The organism is Tessaracoccus rhinocerotis, assembly GCF_007197885.1.
GTDB classification, from domain to species: Bacteria; Actinomycetota; Actinomycetes; order Propionibacteriales; family Propionibacteriaceae; genus Arachnia; species Arachnia rhinocerotis.
This window is the reverse complement of the sequence record NZ_VKKG01000001.1, coordinates 751,967-770,593: the sequence shown is the minus strand read 5'-3', so window position 1 is coordinate 770,593 and position 18,627 is coordinate 751,967. Positions and strand designations below refer to the sequence as shown.

Here is an 18,627-nt window from a genome sequence, read left to right as displayed (position 1 = left end):
ACCCATCTTGCACCGACCCCGCCGCTATCCACACGGATGACTCCGGCTAGTTTGTGCCACATGGATATCGGAGTTCCCAACGAGTCCGCCCGCGGCGAGACCCGGGTCGCGGCCACCCCTCGGACGGTCCGGCAACTGCTGGACCTCGGCCACCGGGTGCTCGTCGAGGAGGGGGCCGGCGAGCGCTCCGCCTTCGACGACGCCGCCTACGCGGAGGCCGGTGCGCTGGTCGTCGGGCCCGAACACGTGTGGGGTGGCGACGTCGTGGTCGCCCTCCACCCGCCCACGGATGCCCAGCTCGCGACGATGCGAGCCGGGGCCGTGTTGGTCGCCTTCCTGACCCCCCGCCAGGAGCCGGGGCTGACCGCCCGGCTCGCCGCGCAGGGCGTGACCGCGATGAGCATGGACATGGTGCCGCGCACGTCCCGCGCCCAGTCGATGGACGCGCTCAGCGCCATGGCCAACATCTCCGGTTACCGTGCCGTCGTCGAGGCGGCCCACGTCTTCGGCAGGTTCTTCACCGGCCAGGTCACCGCCGCGGGCAAGGTCCCGCCCGCCAAGGTGCTCGTGGCCGGCACCGGCGTCGCCGGCCTGGCCGCCATCGGCGCCGCCGGCGCGATGGGCGCCGTCGTGCGCGCCACTGACGTGCGCCCCGAGACGGCCGAACAGGTGGAGTCCATGGGCGCCACCTTCCTGCACGTCGGCGCCGACGACCAGGGCGTGAGCTCCGACGGCTACGCACGCGAGGTGGGCGCCGACTACGCCGAACGCGCCGCCCGGCTGTACGCGCAGCAGGCCGCCGAGGTGGACATCATCATCACCACCGCAGCCATCCCCGGCCGACCTTCGCCGCGACTGATCACCGCCGAGATGGTGGCCTCGATGCGCAACGGCTCGGTGATCGTCGACCTCGCGGCAGCCGGCGGCGGCAACTGCGAGCTGACCCGCCCCGGGGAGACGTTCATCACCGACGGCGGCGTCACCATCATCGGCTGGACCGACCTCGCCGCCCGGCTCCCGGGGCAGGCCTCCCAGCTCTACGGCACCAACCTCGTCAACGTCCTGGCCCTCATGACCCCCGGGAAGGACGGCCGGCTGGTCGTCGACTTCGACGACGAGATCGTGCGCACCATGACCGTCGCGAGGGACGGCGAGGTCACGTTCCCGCCACCCCCGATCCAGGTCTCCGCCGCCCCCGCACCGGCCCCCGTCGCCGAGCCGGCGGCCGAACCGGAACCACCGAGACCGAAGCGCCCCTGGTGGCACCAGGTGGTCGCGGTCGGCGTCGGCTCACTTGGGCTGGTGGCCGCTCTCACCTTCGCTCCCACCGGGTTCGTGTCCCTCTTCGGGATCTTCGCGGTGGCGGTGGTGGTGGGCTACTACGTCGTGTGGAACGTGACCCACGCGCTCCACACGCCCCTGATGAGCGTCACCAACGCCATCAGCGGCATCATCATCGTCGGCGCCATGACCCAGCTCGCGAGCGACTCGTGGCTGGTCAAGGGCCTGGCCTTCGTGGCCGTCCTCATCGCCTCCATCAACGTCTTCGGCGGGTTCACCGTCACCGCCCGCATGCTGGGCATGTTCAGGAAGGGCTGAGCCGTGCTGAACAACTTCATCGACGCCACCTACATCGCCTCCGGCCTGATGTTCGTCCTCGCGCTGGCCGGGCTGAGCAAGCACGAGACCGCCAGGCGTGGCAACGTCTACGGGGTGATGGGGATGGTGTTCGCCCTCGTCGCCACCAACTTCGCCATCGCCTGGACCGACTACCGCAACCACGAGCTGCAGCCGCTGTCGGCCGTCCTCCTGTACTCCGCCATCGCCATCGGCGGCACCATCGGCGTGTGGCGCGCCCGCAGGGTCGAGATGACCGGGATGCCCGAGCTGATCGCGCTGCTGCACAGCTTCGTCGGCGCGGCAGCCGTGCTGGTGGGATTCAACGTCCACTTCCAGCACCCCGACCCGGAACCGTTCCACGCCGTCGAGGTCTACCTCGGCATCTTCATCGGTGCGGTCACGTTCACCGGCTCCATCGTCGCCTGGGGCAAGCTGAACGGCAAACTGAAGTCGCGGCCGCTGGTGCTGCCGGGCAGGCACTGGCTGAACCTGGCCACCGTCGTGGCGATCGCGCTCCTCGGCTGGTGGTACCTGGGCAGCGGCTCGATCATCGCCCTCGTCTCGATGACCGTGCTCTCGCTGTGGCTCGGCGTGCACCTGGTGGCCGCCATCGGCGGCGCGGACATGCCCGTGGTGATCTCGATGCTGAACTCCTACTCCGGCTGGGCCGCGGCATTCAGCGGTTTCATGCTCGACATGAGCGTGCTGGTCATCACCGGCGCCCTCGTCGGGGCCTCCGGCGCGATCCTTTCCTACATCATGTGCAAGGCGATGAACCGTTCCTTCATCTCCGTGATCCTGGGCGGCTTCGGCGACAACACCGCCCCGGCCACCACCGGCGAGGCGGGGGAGCACCGCGAGGCGTCCACGACCGAGGTGGCCCACCTGCTCGCGGACGCACGCAGCGTCGTCATCGTGCCCGGCTACGGCATGGCCGTCGCGCAGGCGCAGTACCCGGTGGCCGACCTCGTCAACCAGCTGCAGGAGCGGGGCGTCGAGGTGCGCTTCGGCATCCACCCCGTGGCCGGGCGCCTGCCCGGGCACATGAACGTGCTGCTGGCCGAGGCGCACGTGCCCTACGACATCGTCCTGGAGATGGACGAGATCAACGACGACCTGGCGCACACCGACGTCGTGCTCGTCATCGGTGCCAACGACACCGTCAACCCCGCCGCGGAGGTCCCCGGCTCGCCGATCTCGGGCATGCCGGTGCTGCGCGTGTGGGAGGCGGGCACCGTCGTGGTGTTCAAGCGCTCCATGGCCGCCGGCTACGCGGGCGTGCAGAACCCGCTGTTCTTCCGGGACAACACGCTGATGTGCTTCGGGGACGCGAAGGCCTCCACGCAGGCCATCGTCGCCGCGCTGCCCGTCACTGCGCGCGAATCGCTCCCAGCGCGCTGAGCCGCATCGCCCGCTGGGCGGGGACCAGTCCCGCGACCGTGCCGATGAGCGTGGAGAAAGCCACCGCGCCCAGGGCGAGCCATGCGGGGATGACCGAGAGCTCGCTGGCGCCCATGCCCATGTCCATGGCGCCGCCGAGGGTGGCGTTCAGCACCGCGGAGACGGCCAGGCTCAGCAGCAGCCCGAAGAAGCCGCCGAAGAACCCGATGCACGCCGACTCCAGCAGGAACATGTTGCGGATGTCGCGCAGGGCCGCGCCCAGGACCTTCATGATGCCGATCTCGCGGGTGCGCTCGTAGACGCTCATCAGCATCGTGTTCGCGATGCCGATGGCGGCCACCAGGAGCGAGATCAGCCCGATGCCGCCGAAGACGGCCTGGATCAGAGCCGACTGCTGCTCCATCTGGTCCATCCACTCCACGGCTGCGTCGATCTGGTAGCCCTGCTCCCGCAGGGACGTGGTCAACTCCTTGGCGGCCGCGACGTCGTCGGCCATGAGCACCAGTTGCGAGTAGACGAAGGCGCCGACCGGTTTGCCGCTGGGGGTGGCCGGCTGGCCGGGCAGGGCCTTGCCCGGGAACGCCTCCTCCAGCGTCCTGACCAGGGCTGCCATGTCCACGTACAGCATCCCCGAGTGCTGGCCCCACTCCATCTCCTCGCCCGCCAGGACACCCGCGACGGGGACCAGGAACTTCTGCGGCGGCGCCACCGTGACCGGGTCCTCACCGTCGCCCCCGCCGGGTTGCGGCTCGCCCGGTCCGGCGCCGCCGGGGAAGGTCACGAAGAACTGCTCGGTGGCCATGTCCACCTCGAGCGGCATGCCGGTGACCGGGTCCCAGAAGTACATCTCGCCCACCTTGTCGCCGGCCACCAGGGCCAGCGGTGCTCCCACCTCGGGGACACCGCCGGAGGCGAACTCCACGTCGAGGGACTCCAGCATCGAGTGCGGGACCCCCATGAGCTGCATCCAGTTGACCGTCCCCCGCAGGTTGACCTCCGCGTCGGCGAAGTAGACCGGCCAGACGTCGGAGACCCCCGGCAGCGACTCCAGCTCGGCCACCAGGTTGTCGTCCATGGCCACCACGTCGGCATCCGGCTCGCCCTCCATCATCGAGGTGGCGTGGACGGTGATCTGGCGGAGGCTGGCGTACTGCTCGATGGAGTCGAGCTGGGCCTTCGACAACCCCACACCGAGCGAGACCATGACCACCACTGCCATGGTCCCGATCACCACGCCCATCACCGTGAGCGAGGTTCGGAACTTCCGCTGCCACAGGCTGGTGAGGCTGGAGCGGACCAGGTCGCCGAAGCGCATGCCGGGACCTACGCGACGTCTGTGGGGAGCAGTGGGTCACCGTCGAGCAGGGCCATGTCCGAGTCCTTCTCCCGGGCGCGGCGCCGCCTGCGGCTGCGACCCACCAGGAACATCACGAGCGCCAGCAGCAGCACCAACACTGCCGCGGCGATCGCCACCACCCCGGCCGGGATCCCGCCCAGCAATCCGGACTCCTCCTCCACCGGGAACTCCTCCTCGACGGGGAACTCCTCCTCGGGGAGCATCTCCGGCTGCACCACGAGGGCCAGTTCCTTGTCCAGGGTGGTCACCACGCCGGCCGCGTCCTCGTAGCTGACCTGGACGGTGACGGGCCCGGGGGTCTCCTCCAGCGACTGCACCGTCATGTCCACGGCTCCCGAGGCCCCTGCGTCGATGGTGCCGACGAAGACCTCCTGGGCCGCCAGGCCCTGGCCCTCCGGCACCGTGACCCGTGCGTTGAACAGCTTGTTCCTGCCGAGGTTGTTGATGCTGAAGCTGACCGACGCCTGCTGGCCGGCCATGATGGCCTCCGGCATCACCTGTGCGGTCGAGGTGTCGGCGCGCACCGTCTGCCGGACCACGATCGCCACCTGCTCGGTGGACTCGAACGCGTTGGCCCGCGCGTCCTCGTACTCGATCCGCAACGTCAGTGAGTAGGGCTTCTCCTCGAGCGACGGCATCGTGCGCAGCGTCATCTCGCGGGTCACGGACCCTTCGGCGCGGATCGTGGAGATGTAGGTGGAGGCGGAGCCGTTGACGGGCAGGAAGGCGCCCGCCTCGTCGGATGACAGGGTGACCCGCAGGTTGTTCACGCGCGTGCTGCGCGACATGTTCTGCAGCGTGAACGAGACGGTCACCGCGTCCCCCGCGGTCACCTCCAGCGGCACGTTGATGAACTCGGTGAGCATCACCCTGGGCACGGAGACCCCGGCCGGGCCCTCCGGTGCGCCACCACCGTCGCCGGCATCCCCGCCGGTCCCGTCGCCGGAGCCCGCACCGACGCCGGCGCCGTCCTCGGTGACCAGGCCGTCGGTGCCGTTGCCGGCGTGGGCGTGGACCGGCGCCAGGAGTGCCAGGCACAGCGCTGCCAGCAGCGCCAGGGGTCGGAGAAGCTTCATGTTGCGACCTTCCGGAGGGTGTCGTCGTGCTCGACTTGAGTGATGTTGCTGATGCGCCCGTCGCTGATGGAGACGATGGTGTCGGCGAAGCTGGCGAGGTGCTGGTCGTGGGTGACCATCACCCAGGTCTGGTTGAACCGGCGCACGACGGCGCGGAACAGGTTCAGGGTCTGCTCGGCCGTCCTCGAGTCGAGGTTGCCGGTGGGCTCGTCGGCGAAGACGATCGACGGCTGCACGGCCAGGGCGCGCGCGATGCCCACCCGCTGCTGTTGCCCGCCCGAGAGCTGGGACGGCTTGTGGTGCAGGTGGTGGCCCAGACCGAGCTGGTGCAGCACCAGCCGGGCGCGTTCCCTGCGACGCTGCCTCGACCAGCCGCGGAACGACAGCGGCATCGCCACGTTGTCGAGGGCGGTCTGGGACTCGATCAGGTTGAACGACTGGAAGATGAAGCCGACGTTCTCCCGCCTGAAGCGCACGAGTTCCGTCTCGCTCATGGTCTCGAGTCGGTGCCCGGCGACGTGGACCTGGCCGTGTGTGGGGAGCTCGAGCCCGCCGAGCATGTTGAGCAAGGTGGACTTCCCCGAGCCGGAGGTGCCGACCACCGCGGTGAAGCTGCCGCGGGGGATGCTGAGATTCACCCGGTTCAGAGCCACGACGGGCGATCCACCGACGCGGTAGACCTTGCTCAGGTCCTTGGTCTCGACAGCCGGCTCCGCATCCATCCCCACCCCTTCTATGTAACGCGATCTGCGATGAGCATAGGGCGGCCCGGGGGCCATCGCCAGACGGGGGTGAGATTCGTGGACCCAGGTCTGACTGCCATGCGCTCGCGGGATGGGTGGGACCCCCTCACGGGTATCGTCGGGACATGCACCGAGACTTGTTGCGCCGCCTGTTCGTCACCGCCAGCGCCGTGTTCTGCGCAGTCGGCCTGCTCTTCGGCACGGGGGTCATCGGGCAACGGGTGGCCGAGTCCGCCGGCGGTGCGTTGTCGGACGAGGCGACGCTGCTGGCCCCCGACGGGCCCGCCTTCTCCATCTGGAGCCTCATCTACGCCGGCCTCATCGCCTACGTCGTGTGGCAGTGGCTGCCGCGCAACGCGTCCTCCGAGCGGGAACGCTCGATCGGTTGGCTCGCCGGCGCGAGCCTGATCCTGAACTCTTCCTGGCTCCTGGTGACCCAGGCGGACCTGATCTGGCTCAGCGTCGTCGTCATCCTCGCCCTCGCGCTGGTGCTCGGCCTGCTGGTGCGCAACCTGCACCGCAACCCCGACGACTCGTGGCCCGCGCGGATCGTCGTGGACGGCACCCACGGACTTCACCTCGGCTGGGTGACCGCCGCGTCCTGCGCCAACATCGCGGCAGCCGGTGCGGCGTCGGGATGGGAGCCGGAGGGGTCCCTTGCTGCGGTCCTCGCCGTCATCGTGATCGCAGTCGCGGCCGCCCTGCACGGTCTCTACCAGTGGGCCTTCGGTCCGCGAGTGGCCATCGCCGGCGCCATGGCGTGGGCGTTCACCTGGATCGCGATCGGACGCACCGCCGGAGACCCGCAGTCGGTCCCCGTTGCCGTTGCCGCCGCCGTGGCAGTGGTGCTGGTGCTACTGAGCCTGGTGGCGTTCCTCGTGCGTCGCCGCAGGACCGCCGCCATCGCCTAGGACGCGCGGGGGAGTCAGTCGCCGGCCGGGGGTCCGGCGTCGACGCCGTCGAGCCACTCGCGCACGGCCCACGTGGCGCGCACGTCGTCCTCGTTGTACTCCAGCACCCGGGTGCGGGCGGCGGCGCGCCCGGCGTCGGTCCCTGCGCTGATCGAGGCCGCGAACCAGGTCTGCGAGTTCAGGCCGCCCGCGTCGTCGTCGCGCCAGTTGAAGCCGGCACCCTTGCGGGCCACCACCTTCAGGCCGAGGCCGTCGACGCCGACGAAGTTGTCGCGCACGTGGCCGAACAGGTCCACGAAGTGGTCGCGCACGAGGCCACAGGCCGCAACCAGGTCGGGGTGGTTGCTGCGCTCGGCGAGGCGGCGCAGGTGCACCGTCTCGTAGTCGCTGTAGTGGAACACCAGCGCCTCCGGGTGGGCCGCGACGAAGTCCACCAACCACCGGGCGAACCGCACGGCAAGCTGGACCTCCTCGTCCCCCGACTGGTCGGCGAACGCGCTGAAGTGTTCGTAGTACTGCTCCCCACTGCGCCGGTCCGTGACCAGGACCCCCCACAGGTAGGTGACGTCGCGCTCCGCGGTCTCGATGTCCAGGTCGATCTCGACGTCCGAGCGGGGCACGGCGATCGGGTCGGAGGAGACCCGTTCGAGCTCGACGCCGGCTGCGAGCATCCGGGCGCGCCGGGCGGCGGTGCGCAGGCGCTGCTCCGAGTGGTCCCGGTGCGCGGTCAGCGGCAGGTACTGCGGCAGGATCGCCTCGATGTCGGCCTCTGCCAGCTCCGCGACCGTGCCGATGCCCAGACCCATCAGGGTCTGCAGCTCCCGCACGTCGAGGGGGGTCTTGGAGATCCGCAGCGAGAGGTCGTCGTCGTCCATCCGCGGGCGGCAGACCTCCCACCAGGCGCACCACTCGCACTCCTTGACCCGGATGGGACGAACCACGGGCTCGGGATCGTCGACGCCCGTGCGCCGCATGGCCTGCTCGGCGACGTGGACGCGGAAGCCGTGCTCGTGGTCGTAGCGCTCGAGGGCCGAGCGCATCCGGTGCCCGGTGGGGGAGGTGCGGGAGAAGGTGCGCAGGAACCGGTGGTCCAGCCGGACCCACGCCACGGCGGGGCCCTCCCCGGGGCTGTGCGGCTTGTCCGTGCCGACGATGCCCGCCAGCGGGGTCGCTGAGGCGAAGCCCGCCGTCTCCAGCAACCGCCACACGTGTGCCAGTTCGAGGAGCGCTGCCTGCCGGTAGGCGCGGTAGCGCAGGTCAGGCAGCACCTGCATGGCCCCGAGGTCGTCGATGGTGGAGTACTGCAGGTCCGTGCAGCCCACCTGGCGCTCCAGCACCTTGTAGTTCTTGATCCGCATGGGCCAGTAGCCGGGACGCCCGTCGGGGGTGTCGTCGCCGCGGACGAGCACGTCGGCCCTGCCGCTGCGGTGCCCGGCGAGGTCCAGCGGCAGCACGCCGCCCACCACTACATCGGCCCCGTCGGACATCGCCCCCAGGGTGGAGGCCTCGAGCTCGGCCCAGTGGTCGGTTCCCAGCGAGCGCAGGTCCACCACGCTCGAGTCCTGCTCCACGATGCTCGCGAGCACGAGCTTGCGCTGGTCCTCGCCGCCCTGGAACGATTCGCGCAGCGAGTGGTCGAGGGCGGGCTGCTGCAGTGTCGGGTCGAAGTCGTTGAACGTCTTGACCGGGCAGCTGCGGGCCGCGTAGGAGCCGAGGGTGAACTCTGCCATCAGTGCTTCCGGGCGCGGTGCAGCGCGATGATGCCGCCGGTCAGGTTCTGCCACTCGACGTCGCGCCAGCCGGCGGCGACCATCAGGTCGGCCAGCCCGGCCTGGTCAGGCCACGCGAGGATGGACTCGGCGAGGTAGCCGTAGGCGACGGGGTTGCTGGAGATCCTCGCCACCAGCGGCACGGCGCGCAGGGCGACCTCCTCGTAGAGGAACCGGAAGACCCCGGCGGTGGGCGTGGAGAACTCGTTCACGACGATCCGGCCACCCGGCCTGGTCACGCGGTGCAGCTCGGCCAGCGCCTCCACGGTGCGCTCCACGTTGCGCAGGCCGTAGGAGATCGTGACGGCGTCGAAGACCTCGTCGGCGTAGGGCAGGTGCAGGGCGTCGCCGTTGACGAAGTCGAGCCCGGGCTGGTGCGACTTGCCGACGCGCAGCATGCCCATGGACAGGTCCGTGGGGAAGACGACCGCCCCGGCGTCGGCGAAGGGGGTGGAGGACTTGGCGGTGCCGGCGGCCAGGTCGAGGATCCGCTCGCCCGGGCGAGGTGCCACGGCGGCGACGGTGGCCCTGCGCCAGGCGCGGTCCTGGCCGAAGGAGAGGATGCTGTTGAGCAGGTCGTAACGCTCCGCGACGCCGTCGAACATGGCCGATACCTCGGCCGTCTGCTTGTTGAGGTCCGCTCGCGTGTGCTGCATCCCCTCAGCCTATCGCCGCGCAACGACAGGTGCAGTTCGCAGGCTTTCGACCCGATGGGGAACAATGGGGGCCGTGGCGAAGCGCGAAGTGGTCCTGACAGTCGAGAAGTTGAAGAAGGCCTACGGGCCCGTGACGATCGTGGAGGGACTCGATCTCAAGGTCCATGCCGGCGAGGCCGTGGCCCTGACCGGCCGCAACGGTGCCGGCAAGTCCACGGTGCTGCGTTGCATCGTCGGGGCCGACAAGCCCGACGACGGCTCGGTGAAGGTGCTTGGCACCAAGATGAACGAGACCAACCCCGAGATCCGCAGATCCGTGGCCACCGTCATCGACGACCTCGACTTCTTCCCCGACCTCTCGGTGGTCGAGCACCTCGACCTGCTCGCGCGGGCGCACGGCATCCACGAGCCCGACGCGCTCGTGGACGAGGTCCTCGAGGAGGTGCAGCTCGTCCCGCAGGCGTCGCAGCTGCCGAACACCCTCTCCTCCGGTCAGCGCCGCCGGCTGGCCCTGGCGACGGCCTTCGTGCGGCCGCGCCGCCTCCTCGTGATGGACGAGCCCGAGCAGCGCCTCGACGTCGAGGGCATCGAGTGGCTCGGCAACCGGCTCCGCGAGGAGCTCGCCGATGGTCTCGCGATCGTGCTCGCCAGCCACGAGCCGGCGCTGTTGAAGGCGATCAACGCCCGCGAGGTCCGACTGGGGGAGCCGCGCGGATGAGTGCCACCGACGAGAAGTTCGGCGAGGTGGGTCAGGCCGACGAGAAGCAGCTGAAGCTGCTGATGCGCGACTGGCGACACGGACGCGCCGACCGCAACATCCTGCAGGCCCTCCAGGACGCCTATGTCATGGTCTTCGGCGTGGTCCTCATCGGCGCCATGCTGATCAGCTCCATCATCCAGGCCCAGCAGTCGGTCTCCGGCTGCGAGACCGACTCCTGCCTGGCCGCCCGCGGCCTGCTGCCATGGGCCGCCGTCGCCGCCGTGCTCGCCTTCACGCTGGTGGCCAGCCGCATGTTCGGCCCCATCGTCGCCTCCGCGGCCGAGGGCTTCTGGCTCATGGACGCCGCGGTGGACCGCCGCAAGCTCCTGCGTGGCCGCCTCGTCGCCTCCCTCGCCGTCGCGTTCTTCGCCGGCGCACTGTTCAGCGCCCTGATCGCCACCCTCACCGGCTCGACCCTCACCCACATCGGCATCTGGGCGCTGGCAGGTGGCCTGGGTGCGTTCGGGCTGACCGCCTTCGCCGCGGCCGAGCAGGGCCTCGAGCGGCACTGGATCACCAGCACGCTGCAGTGGATCGTCGGCCTGGCCGCGGTCGCGACGCTGCTGGCACTCGTCGGGATCGCGGCGGGCTGGCTCCCGGTCGCCGGCCTCGAGCAGCTGAGCGTCGAGTTCGCCTACATCGTGGCCGGGGCCGGCCTGGTCCTCGGGCTGGTGTCTATGGTGGTCGCGCACCACAGGCTGCGCAACATCCGTCGGCAGCGGCTCACCGCCGGCAGCTCGCTGATCGCGGGCATGCAGGGAGCGGCCTTCGCGCTCGACTTCGCCCTGGTGCGCGACATCCTCGTAGAGCACAAGGCCAAGCAGAAGGGCCACGTCCGCGCCACCCGCGGCGCCGGACAGGGCACCACCGCCCTGATCATGCGCGACGTGCAGCGGCTGTGGCGCAACCCCATGCCGTTGGTCGTGTGGCTGGGATCGATGGTGGTCCCCTACGCGGTCCAGGCCCTCGGGATCTCGCAGCTCAACCCGCCGATCTCGGCGCTCGTGCTGATGGCGGCGCTGATCCCGTTCATGAACTCCCTGCGCGTGCTCACCCGCACCAAGGGCCTGCAGCGCAGCTTCCCGTTCTCCCCGGCGCAGATCAAGACGGCGGTCATCGTGGTGCCCGCGGTGCTGGCCCTGATCTGGGGCGTGGCCACCACGCCCGCGTTCCTTGGCGCCCTCGGCGGCGAGCAGCTCGACGTCATCGCCGGCATCACCGCGGCGCTGATCACCGCCATCGCGGGCCTGCTGGCCGCCATCCGTTGGATGAGCGCCAAGCCTGCGGACTACGGCGGCCCCATCGTCGCGATCGGCGTCGGCGCCATGCCCCCGGGCATGCTGTTCTCGATGCTCCGCGGCATCGACATGGTGGCGTTGGTGACCCTGCCGATCGTCTTCGGACTGCCTGCCTGGGTTTCGCTGCTGATCGCCGCGATCGCGTTCGCCATCCTGCGCTCCGGGTTCGACAAGGACCAGATGATGGAGCAGCAGGAGGAGCAGCGCCGTCTGCTGGAGGAGGAGAAGGCGCGCAAGCAGGGGCGCTCGACCGGCAACACCACCAAGATCAAGGTGCAGCGCTCGCAGAAGCGGTGAGTGGATGCCGGGCACTTGTGCAGGCGGGTGGAGCGCAGAGGAGGTTCGGGCGCCGTTTGTACCAGCCAGCAGTCCGGTCCGGTGTGGGTGCTCTTCGGGTTTCAAGCGTTCTTAGGCGCCCGAACCTCCTCTGCGCTCCACCCCCCGGCGCGTGCGTTCAGTCGGAGAGGCCCAAGGCCTGGAGCATCGGCAGCAGCTTGGCGTTGGTCTCGGCGATCTCGGCCTCCGGCTCGGAGTCGGCCACCACGCCGGCGCCGGCGAACAGGTGGATCTCCCGGGGGTCGTCGCGCAGGATCTGGCCGCCGCGCAGGGCCAGGGCCCACTCGCCGTCGCCGCGGGCGTCCACCCAGCCGATGGGGCCGGCGTAGCGGCCACGATCCATGGACTCGAGTTCCCCGATGACCTCGCGGGCCAGGAACGTGGGAGTGCCGCAGACGGCGGCGCTCGGGTGCAGGGCGGCGGCGAGGGCCAGGGCACTGGTGTCCGGGTCGGTGACGCCGGTGATGTCGGTGGCCAGGTGCAGCACGTTGGGCAGTGGCAGGACCGAGGGTGACTCCGGCACGTTCATGGCCGAGCAGAACGGCTCCAGTGCCCGGGCGATGGACTCCACCGCGAACTCGTGCTCGGAGATGTCCTTGTGGGAGCGGGCCAGGTCTGCGGCGCGGGCGAGGGGATCGGTGTGGTCGGGGTCCAGCGAGATGGTGCCGGCGAGCACCCGCGACGTCGCGAGTCCGCCCTGGCGCCGGATCAGTAGTTCCGGGGTGGCGCCCACGAGGCCGTCGACCATGTAGGCCCAGGTGGTGGGGTAGCGGTGCAGCAACCGGTTCAGGATGGCGCGGGCGTCGAACGGGGTCTCGGAGCGCGCCCTGACCTTGCGGGCGAGCACCACCTTGCTCACTTCGTCGGCGCGGATCAGGCCCACCACCTCCGCGACGATTCGCCCCCACTCGGCGGGCGGGACCGGTCCGTCGTCGAGCGTGACTCCCGTGGGCGGGACGATGGCCTCGCCGACGTCGGGGAGCTCGTAGTCCATCCGGCCACCGGTGAGCTTGGTCATCCAGAACTGTCCGGCGCGGCGCCCGATGATCACCTTCGGCACGATCAGGACGGAACGCTCCTCGGAGGCGTCCGGGTCGAAGGTGAAGGAACCAACGGCCAGCGGGCCGGTGCCGTAGGCGCCCGGCAGTTCGGAGTCGTGGTCGATGTAGGAGGCCACCTCGTCCCACCACACGTCGGCGGCGTCGGGGTAGTCGGTCTCGAAGCGCTCAACCTCACCGATGGTGATGATTCCCTCGCCCTTGCGGATGAACGCAGTGGAGGGGCCGGTCAGGGGCAGGAAGCGCTGAAGGGGGCCAGGGTCGTCGATGGCGACGGTGGTGGCACGCAGACGGTTGCTACCCGATTCCAGAATCACCCACCCGACATTAGCCGAGCCCAATGAGTGCCTGCTAACCCGGGCCTGATCCCCGGCCCCGAGCGCAGGGCTGGCAGCCCGAGGACCGACGCCACGAGACCATTTACGCAAGGTTTGTGTACTTGAAATGGTTGGCAAAATGCCTAGTCAGGCCGACGCGAGAGCCGTAAGTACTCCGGTTGGAGGTTTGCGGATTTGAACCCCTAGACTGACCCCCGAAACCCTCTACTCGAGGGTCGTGTCGAGCCAGGAGTAGCCAATGCAGAACGCCAAGCCAACCGAAGGCATGGCGGCCACCGGAGGGACTGAAGCCGACGTCATCGTCGTCGGAGCCGGTCCCGGGGGATCCTCGACCGCGGCCAACCTCGCGCGCCGCGGTCTTTCCGTGCTCCTGCTCGAGAAGAGCCACTTCCCTCGTGAGAAGGTCTGCGGCGACGGCCTCACCCCGCGCGCCACCCGTGCACTGACCAGGCTGGGCATCGACACCTCCGAGGAAGCCGGCTGGATCCACAACAAGGGCCTGCGCATCTACGGCGGCCGTACGGAGCCCTTCGTCCTCGACTGGCCCGACCTGACCGACTTCCCGCCCTACGGCGTCGTTCGGCAGCGCGCCGACTTCGACGACATGCTGGCTCAGCACGCGGTGGCCCACGGCGCAGAACTGGTCCAGGGCGCAAACGTCAACGAGGCGATCACCGACGACCGGTCCGGCCGCATCGTGGGCGTGCGCACCAAGGACGGCGTGAGCTACCGCGCTCCGCTGGTCGTGGCGGCCGACGGCAACTCCTCGCGCCTGGCGATCTCCATGGGCCTCGGCAAGCGCGACGACCGCCCGATGGGCGTGGCCGTGCGCACCTACTACAAGTCTCCCCGCACCAACGACAACTACCTCGAGTCCTGGCTGGAGCTGTGGGACGGCGAGCCGCACAAGTCCACCCTGATGCCGGGCTACGGCTGGGTCTTCGGCATGGGCGACGGCACCTCCAACGTCGGCCTCGGCGTGCTCAACACCTCCAAGGGCTTCGGGAAGACCGACTACCGCGCGCTGCTGAAGCGCTGGCTGGACAACACTCCTCAGGAGTGGGGCTTCCGCGACGAGAACATGGTGGGCAAGGTGCAGGGCGCCGCCCTCCCGATGGCCTTCAACCGCAAGCCCCACTACGGCCGCGGCCTGTTGCTCGTCGGTGACTCCGGCGGCATGGTCAACCCGTTCAACGGCGAGGGCATCGCCTACGCGATGGAAGCGGCCGAGGCCGCCGCAGACGCCATGGCCGAGGCCCACGCCCGCGGCATCGGCACCGCCTCGGCGGAGCGGGCGCTGCAGGGCTACCCGGCGCGCCTGAGCGCCGAACTCGGCGGCTACTACCGCCTCGGAACGATTTTCGTGAAGCTCATCGGGGACCCGAGGATCATGCATCTGTGCACCACTTACGGGCTACCTCGCAAAACTCTCATGCGATTCGTGATGAAGTTGTTGGCGAACCTCACGGACAAGCGTGACGGCGACGCGATGGACCGGATCATCAATGCCCTGTGCAAGGTGGCCCCGTCAGCATGACCGTGAAGCAGAAGGGAAGGCACTGACGTGAACCTCTACATCCCAATCGTGGGCATGGTGGTCCTGGCCGCCGTGTTCGTGCTCGTGGCAATCGTCCTGAGTCTCAACGTCGGGCCCGCCCGGTACAACAAGGCCAAGTTCGACTCCTACGAGTGCGGCATCCAGGCCACGCCGCAGCCGATCGGCGGCGGCCGGTTCCCGGTGAAGTACTACATCACCGCGATGCTGTTCATCATCTTCGACATCGAGATCGTCTTCCTGTACCCGTGGGCGGTCGCTTACAACCAACTGGGCACATTCGCCGTGGTCGAGATGATCATCTTCGTGATCACGGTCCTCATCGCATACTTCTACGTCCTGCGCCGCAACGGCCTGGACTGGGATTGACAAGGAAGATCTGACATGGGAATCGAAGACAAGCTGCCGAGCGGCATCCTGCTGACCACCCTCGAGGGTGTTGCCGGATGGATGCGCCAGGCTTCGTTCTGGCCCGTGACGATGGGCCTTGCCTGTTGCGCCATCGAGATGATGGCCTTCGGAACGCCGCGCTACGACTCGGGTCGCTGGGGCCAGGAGGTCTTCCGCGCCTCGCCGCGCTCCGCCGACCTCATGATCGTCTCCGGGCGCGTGAGCCAGAAGATGGCCCCCGTGATCCGCCAGATCTACGACCAGATGCCCAACCCCAAGTGGGTCCTGTCAATGGGTGCCTGCGCCAGCTCCGGCGGCATGTTCAACAACTACGCCGTCATCCAGGGCTGCGACCACTTCCTGCCCGTCGACATGTACGTGCCCGGCTGCCCGCCCCGCCCGGACATGCTGATCGACGCCATCTTCAAGCTCCGCCAGCAGGTGCAGCGCACCCCGATCGGCCCGAACGCCATCGCGGCGGTCGAGGAGAACGAGAAGCTGGCCCTGGCCGCTCCCGCCACCCACGAGATGAAGGGGCTCATGCGATGAACGACGAGAACCTTCCCGAGTCGTCCACCTCCGGCCTGCCAGCCGAGACGTCCGACGGCTTCAGCGCGCGCAGCGCCTTCGCCACCACCAAGGGCATGTGGTCGCGCGGCGCGGGGGACACCTCCGGCTACGGCGGCATCACTCGCAGCCTGCAGATGCCCGGCAGCTCCGAGCCCCCCTTCGACGACGAGGCCGCCGACGCCATCCACGGCCGGGCGCTCGAGGTGGTGCCCGCGCTGCGCGGCGCCCGCGTCCTGTACGACCGCGGTGAGCTGACCATCTTCGTCGACCGTGCCGAGCTGCCCGCCGTCGTGAAGGCCTTCCGCGACGACGCCTTCCTCCGCTTCGAGATCTGCATGTCCGTCTCGGGTGTGCACTACCCGCAGCAGACCGGTGCCGAGCTGCACGCCGTCTACCACCTGATCTCCATCACCCACAACCGTCGTGTGCGCCTCGAGGTCACCTGCCCCGACGCGGACCCGCACATCCCATCGGTCGTCGCCACCTATCCGATGGCCGACTGGCACGAGCGCGAGACCTGGGACCTGTTCGGCATCCAGTTCGACGGCCACCCCGCCCTCACGCGCATCCTGATGCCCGACGACTGGGAGGGCCATCCCCAGCGCAAGGACTACCCGCTGGGTGGCGTCGACGTCGAGTACAAGGGCGCCAGGGTTCCCGCCCCCGACAACCGGAGGACTTACTCATGAGCAGCACGCATGCAGCCACCGAGGACATCTTCGCCTCCCCGGGTGAAGCAACCGCGGACAGGGTCTACCTCGCGCAGGGCGGCGACTGGTCCGACATCGCCAACGAGCACGCGGAGCGCGGCGACGAGACGATCGTCGTCAACATGGGCCCGCAGCACCCCTCCACCCACGGCGTCCTTCGCCTGATCATGGAGATGGACGGCGAGACGGTGGTCTCCTGCCGCCCGGGCATCGGCTTCCTCCACACCGGCATCGAGAAGAACATGGAGTACAGGACGTGGACCCAGGGGGTCACCTTCTGCACCCGCATGGACTACGTCGCACCGCTGTTCAACGAGGCGGTCTACTGCCTCGGCGTCGAGAAGCTCCTCGGCATCACCGACGACATCCCTGAGCGCGCGAGCGTCATCCGCGTCCTCGTGATGGAGCTCAACCGCATCGCCTCGCACCTGGTGGCCATGGGCACCGGCGGCATGGAGATCGGCGCGCTGACGATGATGACCATCGCCTTCCGCGAGCGCGAGATGATCCTCGACTTCCTCGAGGGCATCTCCGGCCTGCGCATGAACCACGCGTTCATCCGCCCCGGAGGCGTGGCCAACGACCTGCCCGAGGGTGGCATCGACCACCTGCGAACCATCGTCGCGTGGCTGAAGAAGCACCTGCCCGAGTACGCGGCGTTCTGCAACGAGAACCCGATCTTCAAGCTCCGCATGTGCGACATCGGCAAGCTGAACCTCGCCCAGTGCATGTCGATGGGCGTCACCGGACCGCGCCTGCGCGGCACCGGCTTCGACTGGGACCTGCGCAAGGTCCAGCCGTACTGCGGCTACGAGACCTACGACTTCGAGACCATCACCTGGGAGGGTGACGACGCCTACGCCGCGTTCCGGATCCGTCTGGACGAGTGCTGGGAGTCGCTGAAGATCATCGAGCAGTGCATGGAGCGCCTCGAGAAGACCCAGGGACAGCCGATCATGGTGGCCGACGCGAAGATCGCGTGGCCCGCGTCGCTCTCGCTCGGCCCCGACGGCCAGGGCAACAGCAACGAGCACATCAAGCACATCATGGGCGAGTCGATGGAGGCCCTGATCCACCACTTCAAGCTCGTCACCGAGGGCTTCAAGGTTCCGGTGGGACAGGTCTACCAGGCCATCGAGTCCCCGAAGGGCGAACTGGGTGTCCACCTCGTCTCCGACGGCGGCACGCGCCCCTACCGGGCCCACTTCCGGGACCCCGGATTCAACCATCTGCAGTCGATGTCCATGCTGACCGAGGGCGGCATGATGTCCGACGTCGTGGTCTCCCTGGCGAGCCTCGACCCAGTTCTTGGAGGTGTGGACCGATGAGCGGCCACTTCGTCAGCGACTTCCCCGACTCCGGAGCGGTCGACTACTCGGACCAGTCGAGCAACATCGACGAGACCACGATCAGCGAGCTCCGCGAGCTCGCCGGCCGCTACCCGCAGGCACGCTCCGCGCTGCTGCCGATGCTGCACCTCGTGCAGTCGGTGGACGGCCGCGTGAGCCCCCGCGGCATCGAGGTCTGCGCCGACGTGCTGGGCATCTCCACCGCCCAGGTCTCCGGCGTGGCCACGTTCTACACCATGTACAAGCGCCGCCCGGCCGGCAAGCACCACGTCGGCGTCTGCACCACCGCCCTGTGCGCGGTGATGGGCGGCGACATGCTGCTGGACCGGGCCAAGAAGCGCCTCGGGATCGACGAGGGCCAGACCACGGCCGACGGCCAGGTCTCGCTCGAGCGCCTCGAGTGCAACGCCGCCTGTGACTTCGCCCCCGTGGTGATGGTCAACTGGGAGTACTTCGACAACATGACGCCGGAGACCACCGACGCCCTGCTCGACGCCCTGATGAGCGACCAGGAGGTGTCGTCGCCGCGCGGCGCCACCCTCACCTCGTGGCGGGCAGCCGAGCGCGTCCTCGCGGGCTTCCCCGACGGCCGCGCCGACGAGGGACCGTCGGCCGGCCCCGCCTCCCTGGTGGGCCTCGAGCTCGCCCGCGAGAACGACTGGCGCGCTCCCGACCCCGACAACCTGCCCAAGCCCGCGACGAAGGACGAGGAGGCGAAGTGACCGACACG

General features: G+C 69.3%; 17 protein-coding genes. 11 read left to right on the top strand and 6 right to left on the bottom strand.

What is annotated here, in order from left to right:
- Window positions 1-60 precede the first annotated feature (60 nt).
- Window positions 61-1,599 (top strand): Re/Si-specific NAD(P)(+) transhydrogenase subunit alpha, encoded by a 1,539-nt coding sequence (locus FOJ82_RS03715; protein WP_143937074.1) that lies wholly within the window; start codon window positions 61-63, stop codon window positions 1,597-1,599.
- Window positions 1,600-1,602: 3 nt separating this feature from the next.
- On the top strand, window positions 1,603-3,021 hold the full coding sequence (gene pntB / locus FOJ82_RS03710; RefSeq protein ID WP_143937073.1) for a Re/Si-specific NAD(P)(+) transhydrogenase subunit beta: 1,419 nt from the start codon (window positions 1,603-1,605) through the stop codon (window positions 3,019-3,021).
- Here the strand turns inward: pntB and FOJ82_RS03705 are convergent.
- The 3 genes from FOJ82_RS03705 to FOJ82_RS03695 are packed head-to-tail and all read right to left on the bottom strand — an operon-like array spanning window position 2,990 to window position 6,176.
- Window positions 2,990-4,336 carry an ABC transporter permease gene (locus FOJ82_RS03705; RefSeq protein WP_143937072.1) on the bottom strand — a complete coding sequence of 449 codons (1,347 nt, stop codon included), beginning with the start codon at window positions 4,334-4,336 and terminating at the stop codon, window positions 2,990-2,992. The genes pntB and FOJ82_RS03705 overlap by 32 nt on opposite strands.
- Before the next feature lie 8 nt (window positions 4,337-4,344).
- Window positions 4,345-5,454: a COG1361 family protein gene (locus tag FOJ82_RS03700; RefSeq protein WP_143937071.1), complete on the bottom strand. Its 1,110-nt coding sequence runs from the start codon at window positions 5,452-5,454 to the stop codon at window positions 4,345-4,347.
- Window positions 5,451-6,176, bottom strand: coding sequence for an ABC transporter ATP-binding protein (locus FOJ82_RS03695; protein ID WP_143937070.1), 726 nt, complete (start codon window positions 6,174-6,176; stop codon window positions 5,451-5,453). Before FOJ82_RS03695 ends, FOJ82_RS03700 begins: the two co-directional genes overlap by 4 nt.
- Window positions 6,177-6,322: 146 nt before the next feature.
- On the opposite strand from FOJ82_RS03695, the gene FOJ82_RS03690 reads away from it, so the two are divergent.
- The gene (locus FOJ82_RS03690) at window positions 6,323-7,108 is read left to right on the top strand and encodes a tryptophan-rich sensory protein (RefSeq protein ID WP_143937069.1); all 786 of its coding nucleotides are present in this window, start codon (window positions 6,323-6,325) and stop codon (window positions 7,106-7,108) included.
- A gap of 14 nt (window positions 7,109-7,122) precedes the next feature.
- On the opposite strand, the gene FOJ82_RS03685 is transcribed toward FOJ82_RS03690, so the two are convergent.
- Entirely contained in the window at window positions 7,123-8,838 is a 1,716-nt protein-coding gene (locus FOJ82_RS03685; RefSeq protein WP_143937068.1) for a TM0106 family RecB-like putative nuclease, read from the bottom strand.
- Entirely contained in the window at window positions 8,838-9,533 is a 696-nt protein-coding gene (locus tag FOJ82_RS03680; protein ID WP_143937067.1) for a demethylmenaquinone methyltransferase, read from the bottom strand. The genes FOJ82_RS03685 and FOJ82_RS03680 overlap by 1 nt, the downstream gene beginning before the upstream one ends.
- 64 nt (window positions 9,534-9,597) lie before the next feature.
- On the opposite strand from FOJ82_RS03680, the gene FOJ82_RS03675 reads away from it, so the two are divergent.
- Together FOJ82_RS03675 and FOJ82_RS03670 are read left to right on the top strand one after the other, a co-directional pair.
- Complete coding sequence (locus tag FOJ82_RS03675) at window positions 9,598-10,251, top strand: ABC transporter ATP-binding protein (protein ID WP_185975603.1); 654 nt, start codon at window positions 9,598-9,600, stop codon at window positions 10,249-10,251.
- Window positions 10,248-11,888: a DUF6297 family protein gene (locus tag FOJ82_RS03670; protein WP_143937065.1), complete on the top strand. Its 1,641-nt coding sequence runs from the start codon at window positions 10,248-10,250 to the stop codon at window positions 11,886-11,888. The genes FOJ82_RS03675 and FOJ82_RS03670 overlap by 4 nt, the downstream gene beginning before the upstream one ends.
- A 157-nt stretch (window positions 11,889-12,045) precedes the next feature.
- Here the strand turns inward: FOJ82_RS03670 and FOJ82_RS03665 are convergent, their stop codons facing one another.
- Window positions 12,046-13,302 carry an isochorismate synthase gene (locus FOJ82_RS03665; protein WP_143937064.1) on the bottom strand — a complete coding sequence of 419 codons (1,257 nt, stop codon included), beginning with the start codon at window positions 13,300-13,302 and terminating at the stop codon, window positions 12,046-12,048.
- Between the two features lie 259 nt (window positions 13,303-13,561).
- Here FOJ82_RS03665 and FOJ82_RS03660 point away from each other — a divergent pair, with 259 nt between their 5' ends.
- From FOJ82_RS03660 to nuoE, 6 genes are read left to right on the top strand one after another with little or no spacing between them, the layout of a single operon-like run.
- The gene (locus FOJ82_RS03660; protein WP_246099728.1) at window positions 13,562-14,860 is read left to right on the top strand and encodes a geranylgeranyl reductase family protein; all 1,299 of its coding nucleotides are present in this window, start codon (window positions 13,562-13,564) and stop codon (window positions 14,858-14,860) included.
- A 27-nt stretch (window positions 14,861-14,887) separates the two neighbouring features.
- The gene (locus tag FOJ82_RS03655; protein ID WP_143937063.1) at window positions 14,888-15,247 is read left to right on the top strand and encodes an NADH-quinone oxidoreductase subunit A; all 360 of its coding nucleotides are present in this window, start codon (window positions 14,888-14,890) and stop codon (window positions 15,245-15,247) included.
- Between the two features lie 15 nt (window positions 15,248-15,262).
- Window positions 15,263-15,817, top strand: coding sequence for a NuoB/complex I 20 kDa subunit family protein (locus FOJ82_RS16445; RefSeq protein ID WP_143937062.1), 555 nt, complete (start codon window positions 15,263-15,265; stop codon window positions 15,815-15,817).
- Window positions 15,814-16,527 (top strand): NADH-quinone oxidoreductase subunit C, encoded by a 714-nt coding sequence (locus FOJ82_RS16440; protein ID WP_143937061.1) that lies wholly within the window; start codon window positions 15,814-15,816, stop codon window positions 16,525-16,527. The genes FOJ82_RS16445 and FOJ82_RS16440 overlap by 4 nt, the downstream gene beginning before the upstream one ends.
- Window positions 16,524-17,876: an NADH-quinone oxidoreductase subunit D gene (locus FOJ82_RS03640; protein ID WP_143937060.1), complete on the top strand. Its 1,353-nt coding sequence runs from the start codon at window positions 16,524-16,526 to the stop codon at window positions 17,874-17,876. Before FOJ82_RS16440 ends, FOJ82_RS03640 begins: the two co-directional genes overlap by 4 nt.
- Window positions 17,873-18,619 carry an NADH-quinone oxidoreductase subunit NuoE gene (gene nuoE / locus FOJ82_RS03635; RefSeq protein ID WP_143937059.1) on the top strand — a complete coding sequence of 249 codons (747 nt, stop codon included), beginning with the start codon at window positions 17,873-17,875 and terminating at the stop codon, window positions 18,617-18,619. Before FOJ82_RS03640 ends, nuoE begins: the two co-directional genes overlap by 4 nt.
- Window positions 18,620-18,627 lie beyond the last annotated feature (8 nt).

Coding starts and splice junctions, on each gene's coding strand:
- FOJ82_RS03715 (WP_143937074.1), top strand. CDS start 61: ATGGATATCGGAGTTCCCAACGAGTCCGCCCGCGGCGAGACCCGGGTC.
- FOJ82_RS03705 (WP_143937072.1), bottom strand. CDS start 4,336: ATGCGCTTCGGCGACCTGGTCCGCTCCAGCCTCACCAGCCTGTGGCAG.
- FOJ82_RS03700 (WP_143937071.1), bottom strand. CDS start 5,454: ATGAAGCTTCTCCGACCCCTGGCGCTGCTGGCAGCGCTGTGCCTGGCA.
- FOJ82_RS03695 (WP_143937070.1), bottom strand. CDS start 6,176: ATGGATGCGGAGCCGGCTGTCGAGACCAAGGACCTGAGCAAGGTCTAC.
- FOJ82_RS03690 (WP_143937069.1), top strand. CDS start 6,323: ATGCACCGAGACTTGTTGCGCCGCCTGTTCGTCACCGCCAGCGCCGTG.
- FOJ82_RS03685 (WP_143937068.1), bottom strand. CDS start 8,838: ATGGCAGAGTTCACCCTCGGCTCCTACGCGGCCCGCAGCTGCCCGGTC.
- FOJ82_RS03680 (WP_143937067.1), bottom strand. CDS start 9,533: ATGCAGCACACGCGAGCGGACCTCAACAAGCAGACGGCCGAGGTATCG.
- FOJ82_RS03675 (WP_185975603.1), top strand. CDS start 9,598: ATGGGGGCCGTGGCGAAGCGCGAAGTGGTCCTGACAGTCGAGAAGTTG.
- FOJ82_RS03670 (WP_143937065.1), top strand. CDS start 10,248: ATGAGTGCCACCGACGAGAAGTTCGGCGAGGTGGGTCAGGCCGACGAG.
- FOJ82_RS03660 (WP_246099728.1), top strand. CDS start 13,562: ATGCAGAACGCCAAGCCAACCGAAGGCATGGCGGCCACCGGAGGGACT.
- FOJ82_RS16445 (WP_143937062.1), top strand. CDS start 15,263: ATGGGAATCGAAGACAAGCTGCCGAGCGGCATCCTGCTGACCACCCTC.
- FOJ82_RS16440 (WP_143937061.1), top strand. CDS start 15,814: ATGAACGACGAGAACCTTCCCGAGTCGTCCACCTCCGGCCTGCCAGCC.
- FOJ82_RS03640 (WP_143937060.1), top strand. CDS start 16,524: ATGAGCAGCACGCATGCAGCCACCGAGGACATCTTCGCCTCCCCGGGT.
- nuoE (WP_143937059.1), top strand. CDS start 17,873: ATGAGCGGCCACTTCGTCAGCGACTTCCCCGACTCCGGAGCGGTCGAC.